16 protein-coding genes are annotated in these 16,404 nt (G+C 49.6%); 4 read left to right on the plus strand and 12 right to left on the minus strand.

Annotated features, from left to right (window positions below):
• Positions 1-151 precede the first annotated feature (151 nt).
• Both CFI03_RS06620 and CFI03_RS06625 read right to left on the minus strand, forming a co-directional pair.
• The gene (locus CFI03_RS06620; protein WP_248756876.1) at positions 152-769 is read right to left on the minus strand and encodes a PadR family transcriptional regulator; all 618 of its coding nucleotides are present in this window, start codon (positions 767-769) and stop codon (positions 152-154) included.
• Between the two features lie 5 nt (positions 770-774).
• Entirely contained in the window at positions 775-2,343 is a 1,569-nt protein-coding gene (locus CFI03_RS06625; RefSeq protein WP_248756877.1) for an MDR family MFS transporter, read from the minus strand.
• A gap of 167 nt (positions 2,344-2,510) precedes the next feature.
• Between CFI03_RS06625 and CFI03_RS06630 the strand changes: the two genes are divergently transcribed.
• On the plus strand, positions 2,511-3,344 hold the full coding sequence (locus CFI03_RS06630) for a sugar phosphate isomerase/epimerase family protein (protein ID WP_248756878.1): 834 nt from the start codon (positions 2,511-2,513) through the stop codon (positions 3,342-3,344).
• A 56-nt stretch (positions 3,345-3,400) separates the two neighbouring features.
• Here CFI03_RS06630 and CFI03_RS06635 read toward each other — a convergent pair whose 3' ends face one another.
• Positions 3,401-4,414: an SDR family oxidoreductase gene (locus CFI03_RS06635; protein ID WP_248756879.1), complete on the minus strand. Its 1,014-nt coding sequence runs from the start codon at positions 4,412-4,414 to the stop codon at positions 3,401-3,403.
• Positions 4,415-4,536: 122 nt separating this feature from the next.
• Here CFI03_RS06635 and CFI03_RS06640 point away from each other — a divergent pair, with 122 nt between their 5' ends.
• On the plus strand, positions 4,537-5,571 hold the full coding sequence (locus CFI03_RS06640; RefSeq protein WP_248756880.1) for a ParB/RepB/Spo0J family partition protein: 1,035 nt from the start codon (positions 4,537-4,539) through the stop codon (positions 5,569-5,571).
• Positions 5,572-5,753: 182 nt separating this feature from the next.
• On the opposite strand, the gene CFI03_RS06645 is transcribed toward CFI03_RS06640, so the two are convergent.
• Positions 5,754-6,977, minus strand: a complete 1,224-nt coding sequence (locus CFI03_RS06645; RefSeq protein ID WP_248756881.1) for an MFS transporter — start codon at positions 6,975-6,977, stop codon at positions 5,754-5,756.
• 146 nt (positions 6,978-7,123) lie between these two features.
• On the opposite strand from CFI03_RS06645, the gene CFI03_RS06650 reads away from it, so the two are divergent.
• Positions 7,124-7,324: a hypothetical protein gene (locus tag CFI03_RS06650; protein WP_127496672.1), complete on the plus strand. Its 201-nt coding sequence runs from the start codon at positions 7,124-7,126 to the stop codon at positions 7,322-7,324.
• Between the two features lie 14 nt (positions 7,325-7,338).
• On the opposite strand, the gene CFI03_RS06655 is transcribed toward CFI03_RS06650, so the two are convergent.
• From CFI03_RS06655 to CFI03_RS06675, 5 genes are all read right to left on the minus strand, one after another.
• Complete coding sequence (locus CFI03_RS06655) at positions 7,339-8,274, minus strand: glycerophosphodiester phosphodiesterase (protein ID WP_248756882.1); 936 nt, start codon at positions 8,272-8,274, stop codon at positions 7,339-7,341.
• 169 nt (positions 8,275-8,443) lie between these two features.
• The gene (locus CFI03_RS06660) at positions 8,444-10,111 is read right to left on the minus strand and encodes a thiamine pyrophosphate-binding protein (protein WP_248756883.1); all 1,668 of its coding nucleotides are present in this window, start codon (positions 10,109-10,111) and stop codon (positions 8,444-8,446) included.
• 26 nt (positions 10,112-10,137) lie between these two features.
• The gene (locus CFI03_RS06665; protein WP_248756884.1) at positions 10,138-11,928 is read right to left on the minus strand and encodes a GAF domain-containing sensor histidine kinase; all 1,791 of its coding nucleotides are present in this window, start codon (positions 11,926-11,928) and stop codon (positions 10,138-10,140) included.
• 22 nt (positions 11,929-11,950) lie between these two features.
• Positions 11,951-12,847: a GGDEF domain-containing response regulator gene (locus CFI03_RS06670; protein WP_248756885.1), complete on the minus strand. Its 897-nt coding sequence runs from the start codon at positions 12,845-12,847 to the stop codon at positions 11,951-11,953.
• A gap of 21 nt (positions 12,848-12,868) precedes the next feature.
• A complete protein-coding gene (locus tag CFI03_RS06675; protein WP_248756886.1) occupies positions 12,869-13,510 on the minus strand; it encodes an HD-GYP domain-containing protein in 642 nt (213 codons plus the stop codon).
• Between the two features lie 105 nt (positions 13,511-13,615).
• Between CFI03_RS06675 and CFI03_RS06680 the strand changes: the two genes are divergently transcribed.
• A complete protein-coding gene (locus CFI03_RS06680; RefSeq protein ID WP_248756887.1) occupies positions 13,616-13,786 on the plus strand; it encodes a hypothetical protein in 171 nt (56 codons plus the stop codon).
• Between the two features lie 252 nt (positions 13,787-14,038).
• Here the strand turns inward: CFI03_RS06680 and CFI03_RS06685 are convergent, their stop codons facing one another.
• The 3 genes from CFI03_RS06685 to CFI03_RS06695 form a co-directional block, all read right to left on the minus strand.
• The gene (locus CFI03_RS06685) at positions 14,039-14,713 is read right to left on the minus strand and encodes a DUF4166 domain-containing protein (protein ID WP_248756888.1); all 675 of its coding nucleotides are present in this window, start codon (positions 14,711-14,713) and stop codon (positions 14,039-14,041) included.
• Positions 14,710-15,627, minus strand: a complete 918-nt coding sequence (locus CFI03_RS06690) for a DoxX-like family protein (RefSeq protein WP_248756889.1) — start codon at positions 15,625-15,627, stop codon at positions 14,710-14,712. Before CFI03_RS06690 ends, CFI03_RS06685 begins: the two co-directional genes overlap by 4 nt.
• 136 nt (positions 15,628-15,763) lie before the next feature.
• Positions 15,764-16,393 (minus strand): response regulator transcription factor, encoded by a 630-nt coding sequence (locus CFI03_RS06695; RefSeq protein ID WP_248756890.1) that lies wholly within the window; start codon positions 16,391-16,393, stop codon positions 15,764-15,766.
• Between the last annotated feature and the right edge of the window lie 11 nt (positions 16,394-16,404).

Below are 16,404 nucleotides of genomic sequence, written 5' to 3' on the forward strand. Positions count from 1 at the left end.
AAAAGCGGATTTTGAACAGATGCCGTAATTTCGAATCGCTTTGACCAAAAAACGCACGAAAAAGTTGCCTCCATCTGACTTGATCCGCGAAAATTAGTAAAATAAAAACAAAAGAACCGCACCCATGTGCGGTTCTCTAGCTTTATTTGTACTATTCTTCCGGCATTTGAGGTCCGGGATGGGACCTCAGATACTGCTCGATCTGCTCAAGCGTCCAGCTTGGCCCTTGAAGAAGGCTGCCGCTCCTTGCCAGCTCCAGCAGCTCCAGCAGCCACTCCTTCTCCGCCTCTCCGAATTTTTTGATTCCGTTAATCATCATTTGGGAGCCGGTCGGAAGAAAAGTTCCTTTTATCTCCAACACAGCCTCCATGCGTTTAATACGCTCTTCGCATGCGGCCAGCTGCTTCTGCAGCAGTTGCTCGATCCGGCTCTGATCTCCGTGACGAATGAAAGGCAGCGCAAGGAATGCGGGATGCTGCGGATAAGAAACCTGGCTTAGCTGCTCGTACAGCAGTTTGTGGAATGCTTCCTTGCCTGTTTCCGTTATCCGGTAAATCGTCTTGTCCGGCCGGTTATCGCCCGGAACCGCCACAATCTCCGCCGTTTCAATTAGCCCGTGATCCCGAAGCTGGTCTACCGCGTAATACAAAGAACCGTCTCGAAGCCTAAACGACTCATTCCAGTTCCGCTGCTTAATCGTTTGTCTTATATCGTAAGGATGTCTGTCTCTTTCCATAAGAAGCCCCAATATTAACAGCTTCATTGACATATTCCTTATCTCCCCGAGAACGATGGCTCCGGCTTGCCTGCATCATCTTTGGCTGGAGCTTGATTCGATTTTGGAGGAAGCTCAAGACGAGCGCGGCCCATCAGAATTGCGAAGACAAACGCCAATACCGGCAGGATGACATTCCATTGGAAAATAAACAGAATGGAATCGGACAGCTTGCCAAGCAGAAGCGTTACGAAATCTGCAGGCAGCCCCATTTTAGCTTGAACCGCCGGATCAAGCAGCGCCTGTCCGCCTTTGATCTGTGCCGCCATTTCCGGCTTGATGCCTTGCACGTCCTGCAGCGAGTTTTGGAAATGCGTTTTTTGCATTGCGCCGAACACGGTAATGCCAAGCGCGGAACCAATTGTGCGGAAGAACGTGATCAAGGATGACGCCGAACCCTTGTATTGCGGAGGAACGGAGTTCAGAGTCGAGATATTCAGCAAGGAGAAGGATACGCCAATACCGAGGCCAATGATAACCATAAATACGGTGATCAGAGCACGGCTCGAGGAGGTATCCATCACATAGCCGAGCAAATACGTTCCGACCATCAATACGATCGAAGATACGATCATGACGTCGCGGAAACGGACTTTGTTCGCAATCCGGCCGCCGATCTGCGCGCTGACGACGACCCCGAGCATCATCGGAGTCAGAACCGTACTTGTGCTGGTCGCCGACAGATGGAATACGCCTTGCATGAACAACGGAATATAAGTAGCGACAGCAATCATAATGCCGCCGTACAGAAGGCTGATCATCATGCTGCTGGTGAACAGCTGCTTCTTGAACAAAGTCAGCGGAATAATCGGATCTTTCGCCATTTTCTCAACAAACAGGAAGACGACAGCCAGAATGCCCGCACCGGCTAGTAGCGAGATGGTTTTGAACGAATCCCATGCCCAGCCGTCGGTACCGCCAAGCTCGAGTCCAAACATCAGGAGCAGGACAGCCGCCATCAAAATAACCGCACCGGCCCAGTCGATTACTTGCTTCCGGTGGTTCTTCGATTCCTGATAGCCTCTCATGATAAAGATCAAAGACAAGATGCCAATCGGAACGTTAATGTAGAAAATCCAGCGCCAGCTGATATTGTCGGTAATGGCACCGCCCATAATCGGGCCAAATACGCTGGAGATACCGAACACGGCGCCAAACAGACCCATCATTTTGCCGCGCTTCTCCGGCGGGAACAAGTCGAAGATGATAGTGAAGACAATCGGCATGATCGCGCCGCCGCCGACGCCTTGAATAGCACGGTAGATAATCAACTGATTCATGTCAGTTGCCGTACCGCACAGAATGGAACCGATCAGGAAAAAGATCAGGCCTGAAATAAAGAACCGCTTCCTGCCGTACATATCGGACAGCTTGCCGAAGATCGGCGTAGCGACCACCATTGCGATCATGTAAGCGGAATAAACCCATACGAATTTATCCATGCCGCCCAGCTTCTCAATGATCTTTGCCATCGCCGTCGATACGATCGTCTGATCGAGCGCCGACATAAACAGGCCAAGCAGGAGGCCTGCTATTACTAATTTGACACTACTTTTTTTCGCGTCCATAAGAACTTCCCTTCTGTAGTCATATATCCGTACTCAAATTTGAATACCCCTAGCTTATTATACTCAAATTTGAGTGATATTCAATCCCTAAATGAATAAATTAATTGTTAAGGGATCTGTTGTATAATGGCAGAGAGAAAACAATCGATAAGGTGGGATTTGTACATATGTCATATTTGTCGTTAAGTACTTGGAGCCTGCACCGTAATCTCGGACCGCTCCGCTGGACCGTATGGAATGAAGAAACCGGCAATCACGATACGGCCGTTCAGGAACAGCCGTTACTGCATTCTCTTCTTGAGCTTCCTGCCGAAGCTGCTAACCGCGGTTATCAAGCCGTAGAGGTCTGCCATTTCCATTTCCCGTCCACCGAACCAGACTATCTCGCACAGGTGAAGCAAGCCTTTGCGTCAGCAGGAATGTCCTTTGATACCTTGCTCCTTGATTACGGCGATATCACTTCCTCCGACCCAGCCCGCGCAGAAGCGGATATGGCCTATATCCGCCAATGGATTGAAGCTGCTTCCTTAAGCGGCGCGAAGCAGATCCGGGTTGTGGCGGGCGAAGCTCCTCCTACGGATAACGAGGCTATTTCGCTGTCCGCAGCCAGATTGGCCGAGCTCTCGGAATATGGCCGCACGCTTGGCGTAAAAGTAATCACGGAAAACTTCAAAGCACTCACCTCCACTGGCGCAAGCTCCATGAAGCTGCTCGATCAATGGGGAGAACATGCTGCGACGATTACGGATTTCGGCAACTTTAAAGGCCAATTGAAATATGAAGAGATTGCTCTTACGACTCCGCTTAGCGTATCCGTCCATGTCAAACCTCAATACGATGCCGACGGAATTCCGGATGAAGCCGAGCTTCGCCGCTGTCTGGACACCGTTGCTTCCGCCGGATTCAATGGCGCTTACGTATTGATCTACGACGGTCCCGGCGATATGTGGGAAGGCATGGAACGCGTGAAAAAGATCGTCTCCTCTTATCTCGCTTCCTAGACGGCAAAAAAGCGATGCAGTTCAACCCTGCATCGCTTTTTTTTTGTGCAATAATACTACCTATCAACGTTGATTCCGGATGAATGCGCCGCAATAATGCGGTCCATCTGCTCGTTCCAGGCTTCGTCCTCCGAACATTTCTCCGGATGGGCTTCGAACCATTTAACGGTCCGTTTAATCCCTTCCGCAAATGGCACAGTGGCCGCAAAATCCGGTACAAGCTTTTTGATCTTGCTGTTGTCAAATACCGCGCTTACCGCCTTATCGCCTAGCAGGCCGCCTTCCAAATCCGGATCATAGGTGATCAGGAAGTCAGAGGATATATGTACCAGGTTCGGTTTAACTCCGGCAGCTGCGCCAATCGCCTCGTAAATCTGATTCCAGGACAATACTTCGTCCGATGTAATATGGTACGCTTCCCCAATCGCATTCTGCTCGCCAAGCAACCCCACAAAACCTTTCGCAAAGTCCGAATTATGTGTCATCGTCCATAGGGATGTTCCGTCGCCGTGAACAATAATCGGCTTGCCCTTGCGCATACGGGCAACAAGCGAATAAGGGTGAGGCCAGCTGTTCAGCGATGCCGGGATCATCGTATCCCCGTAGGTAAAGGAAGGACGGACAATCGTAACCGGGAAGCCGGTTGCGGCATGTTCCTTCAGAAGAAGCTGTTCGCAGGCGATTTTATCTCTCGAATATTGCCAATAAGGATTTTCAAGCGGCGTTGCATGCTCCGTTATGATATAATGCTGCAGCGGCTTCTGATAAGCCGATGCCGAGCTGATAAAGATATATTGCTTCGTACGTCCCCGGAACAAATCAATGTCGGTCTGAACATGCTCCGGCGTAAAAGCGATCCAATCTACCACGACATCGAATTGATAGTCTTCCAGCGCTGCCGCGGCGGACTTGGGATCTCGAATATCCCCGGTAATGATCTTCGCGCCTTCGGGCACAAATCCGTCCCGGTTCCCCCGGTTGAACAAATAGAGGTTGATTCCTTTCTGTACAGCTAGCTTGGATACAGCCTGGCTGATCAAGCCGGTACCGCCGATAAACAATACATTCATGTCTTATCGCTCCTCCAACCAACATTAATGGCTTACCTCAGTAATAGTGTAAAGCTTAAAAGCAACCGGAGCAATGTTTAAGGTATAATAGAAGGATAGAACAATAGAATAGGAGATAAGTGATGGATATTGTACAACTCCCATTAACCCAAATCGACGAAGATACGGACCAGCCCCGTTATCAGTTCGACGAAGAAGCTTTGGTCGAGCTGATGCGTAATATTGAGGAAATCGGGCTTCTCTCCCCCATTAAAGTAAGAACGATCGATGGAGGAAGATATAAGATTATTTACGGCAACCGCCGTTACAAGGCTTGCAAGCGGCTTGGACTAGCCACGATACCTTGTATCGTGACGAACATGACGGATGAGCAGGAAATCTACTTGGAGCAAATCGCCGAGAACCTGACGCGTCAAGGCTTCTCCCCGATTGAAGAAGCGGAGGCTTTCAACAAGCTGATGACCGACCCGAAATTTAGCCGATCGGTTAAATTCCTGGCCAGCAAGTTCGGCAAACCGGAATCGTACATAAAGAACAAATGCGAGCTGCTTAAATTCGGCAATTCGGTTCGGAAGCTTATCATTGGCGGCACGGAAATTCGCAAGGACCGTCTCACGGAGGACCAGCTGCTGCCGCTGAAGGACCTGCCGATGGAGCATCGGGATCCGTTGGCCCTCATTATGGCAAGAGACGAGATGCCGCCTTCGGACGTGAAGAAAATCGCCAAGCTGTTCAAGGACAAGGATATCTCTGCCGCTACTAAGGACAAGCTCCTGTACAAATCGGGTCCCGGATTGCTGGAAACCTGGTCGGTGCAGCAGCATAATAAAGCGGAGAAAGCGAAGCCGGCCGAACCGAAAGCACCAAAAGCGGAAAAGATTAAATCTGCCGAGGTATCCGAGACAGGAACAACAGCTGCAGCCGAGGTTATGCCTTATACGGTCAGCCCTTACGAGGCAATGGATAAGAAGCTCAATCAGCTGCTTGCTGCTCTGCCCTCCTTCACCCCGTTGCCCGAAGAAGCGGCTTTAACTTTGCAGGAGCTGAATGCCGAGGAGAGAACGCAGCTTATCAGAAGGATGGAAGCCTTGTTAGAGCAATTGCGCAGCCATACCGAGGAATGGGACAAGCTGAAAAAAATCGCGGCAGCCAATTAATTCGATACGCTCTGCTTGATTTGCACCGCTATCCAGATCAGGATCGGACAGATGATCCCAAAGATCATCGCATAAAAGGGCCAAATGCGGAAGGTCTTAAAAATAAGACAACCGTATTTAGCCCTTTTATTGCGTTTCTTGCCTATTGCCTGACAGGATCATGCCTCCTGTTACGGACCGTATTACGCGCGGTCAGGATCCATACCTTTTGTTTCCCGGCCAAACAGCATCACCGTTAACGCACCAATAACGATCGCAACAAAGAAAACAACGAATACAGCATTAATCGTTGTGCCGTTGTCAATCAGCAAGCCTACCAGATACGGTCCGATAATTCCGCCAATCCTCCCGAAGGCTGCAGCAAAGCCTACTCCTGTTGAGCGAACGCTTGTAGGATACAGCTCCGGCGTATAAGCATACATGGCACCCCATGCCCCCAAATTGAAGAAGGACAGGAAAATGCCCGCGGCGAGAAGCATACCGGCTGTACTGGCGTTACCGAACCAAATGGCACATATGGCCGTCATAAGCAGATAAACACCGAGCACCGCTTTTCTGCCGACCCTTTCAATTAAATAGGCAGCCGTAAAATATCCCGGTAATTGGGCTAATGTAATAATAAGCACGTATTGAAAGCTCTTGACGAGCGTAAAGCCTTTCAATACCATAACGGTTGGCAGCCACAGGAACATCCCGTAATAAGAAAAGACGACCGTGAACCAAAGAATCCACAACGTTACGGTAGCCCGTTGATAGGGACCTGACCATAAGGAAGCCACACGCTCGCCAAAGCGAAGCCTTCTTCTGTCGGCCTGCTCTTTATAACGCGGGGAATCCTCGATTGCCCGTCTAAGGAACAACGCATACACCGCGGGAATAGCGCCGATAACGAGTGCCATTCTCCATCCGAAATGCGGAATAAAGAAATAGGAGATGAGAGCAGCAAGAATCCAGCCGCCTGCCCAGAAGCTTTCAAGCAGGACAATCGCTCTGCCTCTTACTTCAACGGGCACCGATTCGGATACTAACGTGGATGCAACCGGAAGTTCCCCGCCTAAACCAAATCCCGCAACAAAACGCAGCATTGCCAGAACCATTAAATTGGGCGCCAGGGCAGATAATCCGCTAGCTACGGAAAACAGCAGCAAAGTCCATAGCAGAACGGCTTTTCGGCCGTAGCGATCGGCCAGCGATCCGGATACCGCTGCTCCAAACGCCATTCCGGTAGAGTTTATCGCGGCAAGCAGGCCAATCTGCTGGGCATTGAGGCTCCAATCGACGCTTAAAGCCGCTGCGATAAACGAGACAAGCCCCACATCCATGGCGTCAAATAACCAGCTGAATCCGGCGCTGAACAGCAATTTGCGGTTTTTGGACGTACGCAGTAACGCTGCAGCTTCACTCATCTGCACAAAACCTCCATTCTTAGCTTCCTTGTTATTTACAATGTGCCCTGGAACGATTGCCATTATGTAACAGGTAACCCGAATGGGACAAATATGCTCTGCAATAGGATGGGAAATAGAGACTATCGGAGCTGGAGGAAGCCGAAATGGGAAATAAACAATCGATTGTTATCGTGGTAATTCCAATAGCGGAGGTGAGAAAATTCATTCTTATCGATATCGTTATCAGTACGGCCGCATACTACGCCCTAATCATTCCCTTTCATTCGTTTATAGCAGCAACGGCCGGAAGCATGACCTTGCCCATGCTGATCCGGCGTACGTTAAAGCTCCGCAGCGGCAGATAGCTCGCGGGATTCGGTCAGTTATTCAGCCACTGTGCGAGTGTATGGCGAAGCAAGTAAACATAACTGCTATTCTGCCGCAGCACTTCGCGGAACCGGTCCGGATAATCCGTGTATATCCCGTCAACCCCCCAGCTTAATGCCCGGTCCATGTTTAATTGATAATTAACGGTATACGGGTAAATGCGAAGACCTGATTTTTGAACCTTATGAACGTAAGCCGCATTGATTTTCGGAAAATTAGGGCTGATTCCCGTTGCGTATTTTTTGATCTTATTTAATGAAAGGCTGCTGATCCGCGCTGGCGTGTTGTACCACATCAACTGCAGCAATTCGATTCTGTCGTTCATCATGTGGATTTTCTTTAAGCTCTTTGCGTCAAAGGACTGGATGATCACGTAATCCTCAAGCCGGTATTGGTAGATGGTCTCCAGCAGCCTTTCTTCAATTCCCGGATTGTAAGGCGAGTCTTTAATCTCCAGAATATAATGCGTTTCCCGGCCAAAAGCGGTGAATATATCGGATAGAGAAGGTACTTGCTGCCTTGCATACTCTTCTCTGGCGTACATGGGATGATGCTGATTAAACCAGGAGCCGGCATCCAGCTGCTTAATGGCATCCAAGGTCATAGCTCCCACCTTGCCTTTCGCGTTCGTGGTACGGTTAACCGTATTGTCATGCATCGCAACGATCTGGCCGTCCTTCGTAAGCTGAAGATCAATTTCAATGTAATCCGCCCCTGCTTCAATAGCGCTTCGAAAAGCCGCAAGGGTATGCTCGGGAGCATAACCGGATGCACCGCGATGGGCAATAATAGCTGCGTTCTTCGCGAACCGTTGACCGGCCGACACAGCGGGATGCTCCGCTAAAGACAAGACAAGGACAAGAACTACAGCAACAAGCAAGCCATGCAGCATATAGAAATAAAAGGACGGAATTTCTTTCCTTCGCATTGCTGAACGCCTCCCTTCCGTTGCCCTTAACGTGTCACGGCTTTTCCCTTTTTATGCGATTTTCGCCCAGACCAAGGTGAAACGGCTTCGCCGTCCTTGGGTGGGGAGGCGCGTTGAATTGAAAAAAGCCGCCTCCGCATGTAAACGGAAGGCAGCTTTTCGGTTTTAATTAATAAGTTGCGCCCTGCAAAAACTTCACGCGCTCACCCATCGGCGGGATTTCGTTCCCCTCGACATTAATCTCGATGACGATAGGTCCCTTCGATTGATCGAACCAGTCTGTCGCAAGCTCTGGGCGTAGCTCGTCCAAAGATTCAGCCTGCGCGTACCGGACGCCAAGCGCTTTCGCAACATCCGCGATGCTTGTACGCTGTTGGGAGAAGTCGTCCAGGCAGCGTCTGTACTGCATCATGTGTCCATGATAAACCATGCCAAGTCGGGCATTGTTAATGACGACAAATACGATCGGGAGATTGTATTCCTTAGCCGTCAGCACTTCCATGCCATGCATAAAGAAGCAGCCGTCACCGGTAATACTGATGACCGGGCGAGCCGGCTCCGCAAGCTGAGCGCCGAGAGCACCGCTTATTCCCGATCCCATTCCGCCGAAGTTAATGTTAATATCGAACTCTTGCTTCTCGCGGATCACGATATTTTTAATCGAGTAGGTCATAAATTCGCCGATATCTACATAATACCGGGCATTGTCAGGCGCAAGAAGATTAAGCTGCCGGATGGCGGATCTTGTATTCCATTCCTCTGTACCCGGACCAGCTGCTTCCAATGCGGCAGCCGCTTCCTTGTAGGCGCTTGAGATTTCCTCAAGCTGTTCTTCTTGCACGCCTGCGGACAAGCGGTCAATCAACTGCCATACCGCTAGCTCGATATCTCCGTGTACCGGGTAATCGGTATCGAAGTTTTTGCCCAATTCCCGTTTATCATGATCGATGTGAATGATCTGTTTGCCGTTCACCAGCCGCTCATCCCAGCTGCTTGTTGCCGATTCGCCTAATGCGGAACCAACAATCATTAACAGATCATGGTTATCACCGCGAAGATAGTCCACCGCCGAATCATTGCTCGCCAATCCGTATACGCCTAAGGCAAGAGGATGATTTTCCGGGAAGGCGCCTTTGCCGCGCGGCGTTGTCGCAACATGCCAACCGGTCAGCTCGGCGAATCGACGAATCGTATCTTTAAATTCCTTGGAGCCGTGTCCGAGCATTAACGCGCCGCGGCGCCCCGCTTTTTTGATGGCTGCTGCAGCGGCTTCGATCTCATCCGCGCTCGGCTGGACGGGTTGTGTCTGAACCGCCGTCAACATTTCCGGCTCGCCAATCTCCGTCATTTGCATGTTGATCGGAATCGTAATATGTACCGGTCCGGGAATTCCGCTAATCGCGGTATTGTAAGCTTCGGCCAAAACACGCGGCAGATCCTCGGGATTGGTAACGGTCTTGCTCAGCTTGGTGACGGAAGAGAAGATCGGATCAGCGTTTAGTTCCTGACCGCCGCCTTTTCCGAATTTCGTAGTAGGGATTGCCCCAGTCAGGAAAATAACCGGAAGCTTCTCGCGCCATGCATTGGCTGCAGGCGTGACCAGATTGGTTGCCCCGGGACCGCTCGAACCGACGCAAACGCTTGGAATACCTGTAATTCGTGTATAGGCTGCTGCCATATAACCTGAACTTGACTCATGCTTGGCTACTATGGATGTTAATTCTGGAAGTTCATGCAAGCAATCATACAATGCATTGATAGAGCCCGCCGGGACTCCGAAAATGTACTTGACCCCTTGACTAACCAAAAATCTTAATCCAGCTTCGATTGCTCTCATCTTATTCTCCTTCTATTCTCTTTCTCTTATTTCTTAACGGTAAATTTGAATACGGAGCCTTCCCCTTCGGTCGATTCAAACGAAATTTTGCCCCCGTGCATTTCAATCAGCTGTCTCGATATGGCAAGGCCAAGGCCGGTACCGTTAATTTGATTGTTCACCTGATAAAACTTCGTGAAAATATTTTTTTGCTTTTCCACAGGAATTCCAATGCCGGAATCAATTACTTCGATCGTCATCTCATTGTCTTCCATGTATGCCTTAATCGTAATTTTGCCTCTCTGCGGGGTAAACTTGATCGAATTGGATAAGAGATTCAGCAAAATTTGCAAAATCCGCTCGCGGTCCGCCCGCATCGTTCTGTTCGCGCCCGCGTGAATTTCAACGTCAAGCTCCAGCTTCTTCTTATTGATCAGAGAATCTACGATATGGGTGGCTTCCCGGATCAACTCTTCGAAATCGAACTCCGAATAAGTCAGTTCGAATTTCCCGTTCTCCATCTTGGCGAAATCAAGCAGCTCATTCACCTGATTCAGCAGACGCTCGATCGATTTACCCGCTGTCTCCAGCAGATCGAGCTGGGAATCGTTCAGCTTGCCGAGCACTTCCTTGCGCAAAATATCAACGGTACCTTTTACGGCCGTGATAGGAGTACGGAGCTCATGGGACAGCGTCGCGATAAAATCGCTCTTCAGCTCATTCAGGTACTCGAGCTCCTTCACCAATCCTTCAAGCTTGAAGTTCGCCTGCTGCAGCTCCATCGAACGTACGTTGACCGAATAATCCAGATGCTCGGTATGAATGGCATTCGCGAGAGCGGTCGCCGTTACATCCGCAATGGACTGGCAGAATTCGATCTCGCCAGGCTCGTATTCGCGGCATTTGTTCATGGTTGGGATGACGACGTCGCCAAACACGCGGTCCTTTGCGACAAGCGGAATGAGCAGCAGGCTTTTGATGCCGAACATCTCGCAAGCCCGGTGATCCGGCCGGGGATCCGCGTAAACATCCGAAATCGCTATCGCTTTTTTCTCCGTCACAACCTCATAGAACAGTTTGTCCTTGTCAATGCTCAGCTTGATATCTTCGCGATGCCTGTTCTTCCATTCCTCTTCCGTTACGCTGACCGAGGAAATATGATAAGGCTCGATCGTACGGTCCTTCTCGTTGTATAAGTGAATACCCACTTCATCCGAGCCGGTTGCCCTTTTCATATAGTGGAAACAGGTTTTTAACACTTCGCGGACGGACAGCGACTTGGACAATGCCTTTGTCGCATCAAGCAGCAGCTGCTGCTTGTCCACGAGATTTTTCGTATTTTCGAACATCTGGATATTATGAATCGCAACGCTGACCATATTAACGAAGGCTTCGGTTACTTCAATCTGTTCGCGGGTCAGATTCATCGGCTTCCCGAAATCATGGACAAATACAACGCCAAATACCGAATCATTCACGATAACGGGAATACCCAAAATGGATTTGATCTTCATTAGCAGCTTCTTATCGTCATCAATGCGCGGGTCGAGATTAGTGTCGTCGATATAATCGCTTGCTCTTCTTTCCAGAATATCGCATACAAAGCGGTCCTTCTGAGGATCAATTAGGAGCTCCGTAATATCAATCGACATTTTGTTCCCTTTGTACCCGATAAAAGTGCCGTCAGGCTGCTTGAGGAAAAATCCGACCAGATCCGCCTGCGTAATCTCGCTGGCGATGGCGTCAACGAATACTTGCAAAATATCGGATAGCTCAAATTGCGAATTAATTACTTTCGTCATCAGAAATAATTTTTTGAAGCTCTTTAATTCCATCATTAATATTCACCTATCCATCCGTTTAATAGATCGTGATCTGATTTTTGCCGCTTTGTTTGGACCGCAGCAAGGCCCGGTCGGCAAAGCCAATGATTTGTTCAAAGGAATAATGGTCAGAGCTCTTCGTAATTCCGATGCTGACTGAAGCTTTCACACTCTGTTCCACCAGCGAGCCGATTGCAAGTTCGTTTACCGCCCGGATTATCTCCTGCGCAGTATCCATTGCTCCCTGCTCCTGCTGCAGCAAAACAAGGAACTCGTCCCCGCCGAAGCGGAAGGCAAGATCATTCTCCGGAGAGATCGCATTCTGAATAATGGAAGCAATCGCTTGCAGAACTTGATCCCCTACTAGATGGCCAAATGTATCGTTGATATATTTGAAGTTATCCATGTCAATCATCAGCATCGCGCCGTAATCCGCCAAGCTAACCGATGATTCCAGGAGTACCTCGTTTAGATACATCCGGTTGTATAAGCCGGTTAAGGCGTCCGTATTCGCTCTTTCGGACAGTTTTTCTTTGTCGCTCATCAGACGTTCCAGCTTCTGCTTTTGTCCCAGAGCATAGCTGACCTTCATTTCAAGCAGATCAAGATCGTAAGGCTTGGTCAAATAGTCAAAGGCACCAAGCTGCAGGCCTTGCAAAATATCCTTCTTCTGCACGTTGGCAGACAAAAAGATAACGGGTGTATCAAATTCTTCCCGGCTCATCCATTGCTTGCAGACGTCAAAGCCGGACATGTCAGGCATCATCACGTCCAGTAGTATGAGATCCGGACGAATCTCATCGTACAACCTTAATGCCTCAGAGCCGCACTCTGCCGTATGTATGCTGTAATTTAAGGAGTTCAAAAATATTCGAAGAATTTGTACATTATGCGGTTCATCGTCCACGATGAGTATCTTTTCACGCAATGACATACTCCAACTCTCTTTCCGATTTCATTCACCTGTAGATAGGGTTCTCATCGTCATTTGCTCATCGATGATCTCAAGGAACAGCGTGACGAGTTGTTCGTCAAACTGCGTATTCACGTTCGTAATTAACTGCTTTCTGACTTCCTCCACATGAAGGGAGCTTCGGTAGACCCGGGTTGAAGTCATCGCATCGAAAGCATCCGCCAGGCTGACGATCCGGACAAGCAGCGGGATTTCGTCCCCCTTTAGGCCATCCGGGTAGCCTCTACCGTCAATACGCTCATGATGCCATCTTACGATAGGCAGAATGTCCTTTACTTCCGGCAGATCCTTCAGAAGCTGGTAACCGATAGCCGGATGCTGGCGTATAACGTCGAACTCGTCATCGGTAAGTCTGCCGGGCTTCATCAGAATATGATCCGGAATAGCCAGCTTGCCGATATCGTGCAGAAGTGCGGCCAGCTTCAGCAGCTCGAGTTCAGCCGGACAAAGGCCCAGCTTTTCCCCAAGCAATGAGGAATAAAAGGCGACGTTATAGCAATGGTCCACCGTGAAGCTGTCCTTCATCCGCAGTGTATTAAACAGGCTCTCGAAAGACTGTTCCTTCAGAAATTGCTTGCGGAAGTAAATCTTGTCGATGAGCTGGTCCATATGCAGTTTATTCATTCGGCAAATTTGAAGCTCTTCGGGTGTTAATGATCGCTGAGATTGAAAACAGAGCAGGAGTGTGCCATACGTTGCGTTGCGTTTAATATGGAAGGGATATATCGTGTGGAAAGACGTCTCCGAAAGGGAGATTCCGTCTATCGTATCATCAAGTCGCAGTGGTCTTCCATCTGGAATACGCTCGAAAAAATCAGCCTGTACGGCAAGCTGTTGAAGCTGGTTAGTATCCACCTGCAGCATGTTGTAAGAATACGCTGCCGGCTCCTGACGCTGTGAATCCTCCATTAGAAATAAACAAATTTGCTCGCAGCCGATCGTATCTTTTAAAAAATGGCCAAGAAGCCCCATTGAATCAAATATGGAGTTTGAGTTAATGACGCTCTTGAAAAATACCGAATTATGCATGCTTCAACCTCTATTTCTCATGAATACATGAAGCTTTAATCCTTATTTCATTCGACATATAGTCTTTTTTTCCTTCCTTTGTTTAGAAAAATTTGTCGTTTCATGCGAAGCTAATATTTGGCATCACTCACGCGCTTCTTCCCTTAGCGGCTTCGCATCGACCGGGATGTGTCTAATGGGGATCAATTCTGCGTCAAAGCTCCCTTCATATTGGAAAACCGTGCCCAAAACGGGGCTGCTGACGTTCACGCTAATCCGGAACTTTTCCCGGTCATCGTCATACCACTCGGTTACATCGGCCGTTCCCGTAAGCTGCGCCGGCCAGGTAAATTGAAGGAGTCCTTCGTAGAACCTCTGATCCCCCGAACGAATCCTTATTCCTCCATTGCTTGCAGCCGTAATAGCCAGATCCACCGCCAAATGCTGTTTATTACCCAGGTAGTCCACGATACCCTTTCTCTCGGCGCTGTAAATCATCGTGGCGTCAAAATGCCTAATGGACCGCTTGAACTGAAATTTGCGGATCCAGGTTACCGTCTCGCGGCCAAATCCGTCCCGATAAGCATAATTTTCAATCGAAAACGGGATGCCGCATCCACCCTGAGGGAACATAATATGCCGCGATGCTCCTAAGGCAAGCGGCAATGCCGCCCACTTATTAAACCAGATCCGGTCCATAACCCCTTCGCCGATAGAAGCGATTTGGTCCTTGCTGCTGAACCCGAATCGCTCTTGAATGCGAGGATGGAGCTTCTTAAACTCCACTCCCAATGCTTGTTCGTAGATGGATCTCGTCATTTCTTCATTTCCCCTTTCTTGCGGATGCAATTGGCGGCGTCAGGCAAGTCCTTGGAAGTCCATAGGCCAATCGTGCATAGCCCTGTCATTGCCGCGCTTAACACAAAAGGATTAAACGGCTGCTCCAACAGCGATGGCGTATAAGCCAAAGCTCCTCCTGCAAGCGCCAATAATCCCGCTGCCTGAAGGTAGTAAATCCATTTCTTCCGGTGATATGCCAGAAGCAGCAATCCTAGTAGAATCTCCGCGGCTCCAAGCCATTTCAGAGCTTGCTGTTCCATTCCCTGGAACATATTCATGCGTTGCATGATGCTTAGCTCTCCCGCTTCCGGGTACATCCACTTCGGTACGAGACCTTCATACAGCCATAGCAGGCTTAATAGAACCGTGCACAAATAATGAATCAGCGTACGCTGAAGGCTGACTGCCGGCGGGATCCGCTTCTCCAGCCACAACCGCAAAACATCAAAGCTGAGAGCGGTAGCCCAGCCGAATAAAGGACGGAACAAAAGGCGGTCGAACCATTGCCCAAGCTGGCCGAACCGGGTGACATAATCGTATTTCGTAAGGAAGGTAATCGAGTCCGCGTTCGGGCGATACTGCCAATATCCCGCTCCATGACGGATTAATGAGAACGGCTGCTCCGAGCCGAAGGCAAGGGTAGACAGCCTGCCTCCCGCCCCTTCGCGCTGCGAGGATTTCGTCCTGCCCGTTCCGCTTATCCGAAGGCCAAAGCCAATACGCGTCTCATAAAGAAAAGCTAACGTGTTCCTCTCCGATTTGCGGGGTAGATAGGTGATGCTTGAAAACCGCAAATCCCACTGCTCATGCAGCTCGGCGGTCTGGGTATAGGTCCACAGCTTTTCCATATCGGTATGAATGTTCAGTTCCACGTAAATCGGGTTTCGTTTCATTGTGGTAATCCAGCTCCCTTCCCCTACATTCTAGGACGGCTGGCCGGAAGCCGGCAGTTCTAAGTTTTTTAGAACCCTGCTATGCAGAAAAAAAAAAAACGCTGCTTTTTATAAGCAGCGTCCTTGCCTTATTGCGTTATTTGGGCGGAAGCAAGCCTTTGCGCCGCACCTTTTCCACGGCTTCTTTGCGGCTTGTTACCCCCAGCTTTTTAAGCATTTTGTTCACCTGATTCTTCAGGGTGCTTTCCGTCTTGTACAGCTTCTTCTCCATCTGCGGCTGCGTATAACCCTGCTCGATCAGCTCAAACACTTCGCGCTCCGCGGCAGTCAGCTGCTTGAGCTGCTCCTCCCGTTTCAGCCTGGCGTAATCCTTAAGCAAGGCATCCATTGCCCGCGGATGCTGATGCGCGTTCCTTATGACATGGGGAAGCTCCTTGTAATTGGTCTTCTCCACGTAATTAACCGCCCCCGCCGTAAAAGCCTGCATGATGATGGATTCGTCCTTCATCGACGTCAGCATGATGATCTTAGCCGGATGAATATCATGAAGCTCGATAGCGGTATGAATGCCTTCTTCCTCGTAGTCCGTCAGCTGGATATCCAGCAGAACGACATCGAAGTCAAGCCGCCGTGCCTTTTCAATAGCTTCCCGGGAAGAAGTGGCGAAACCGGCAACCTCCAGATCGGGCTCGCTGTTCAAATAAGCGGTCATTGCCCGGATCCAATCCGGATCATCCTCGACGAGAAAGATTTTAATCGTTGCCATGATGGGCTCCT

It is taken from the genome of Paenibacillus sp. ATY16, assembly GCF_003399985.2.
Taxonomy (GTDB): Bacteria; Bacillota; Bacilli; order Paenibacillales; family Paenibacillaceae; genus Pristimantibacillus; species Pristimantibacillus glycanilyticus.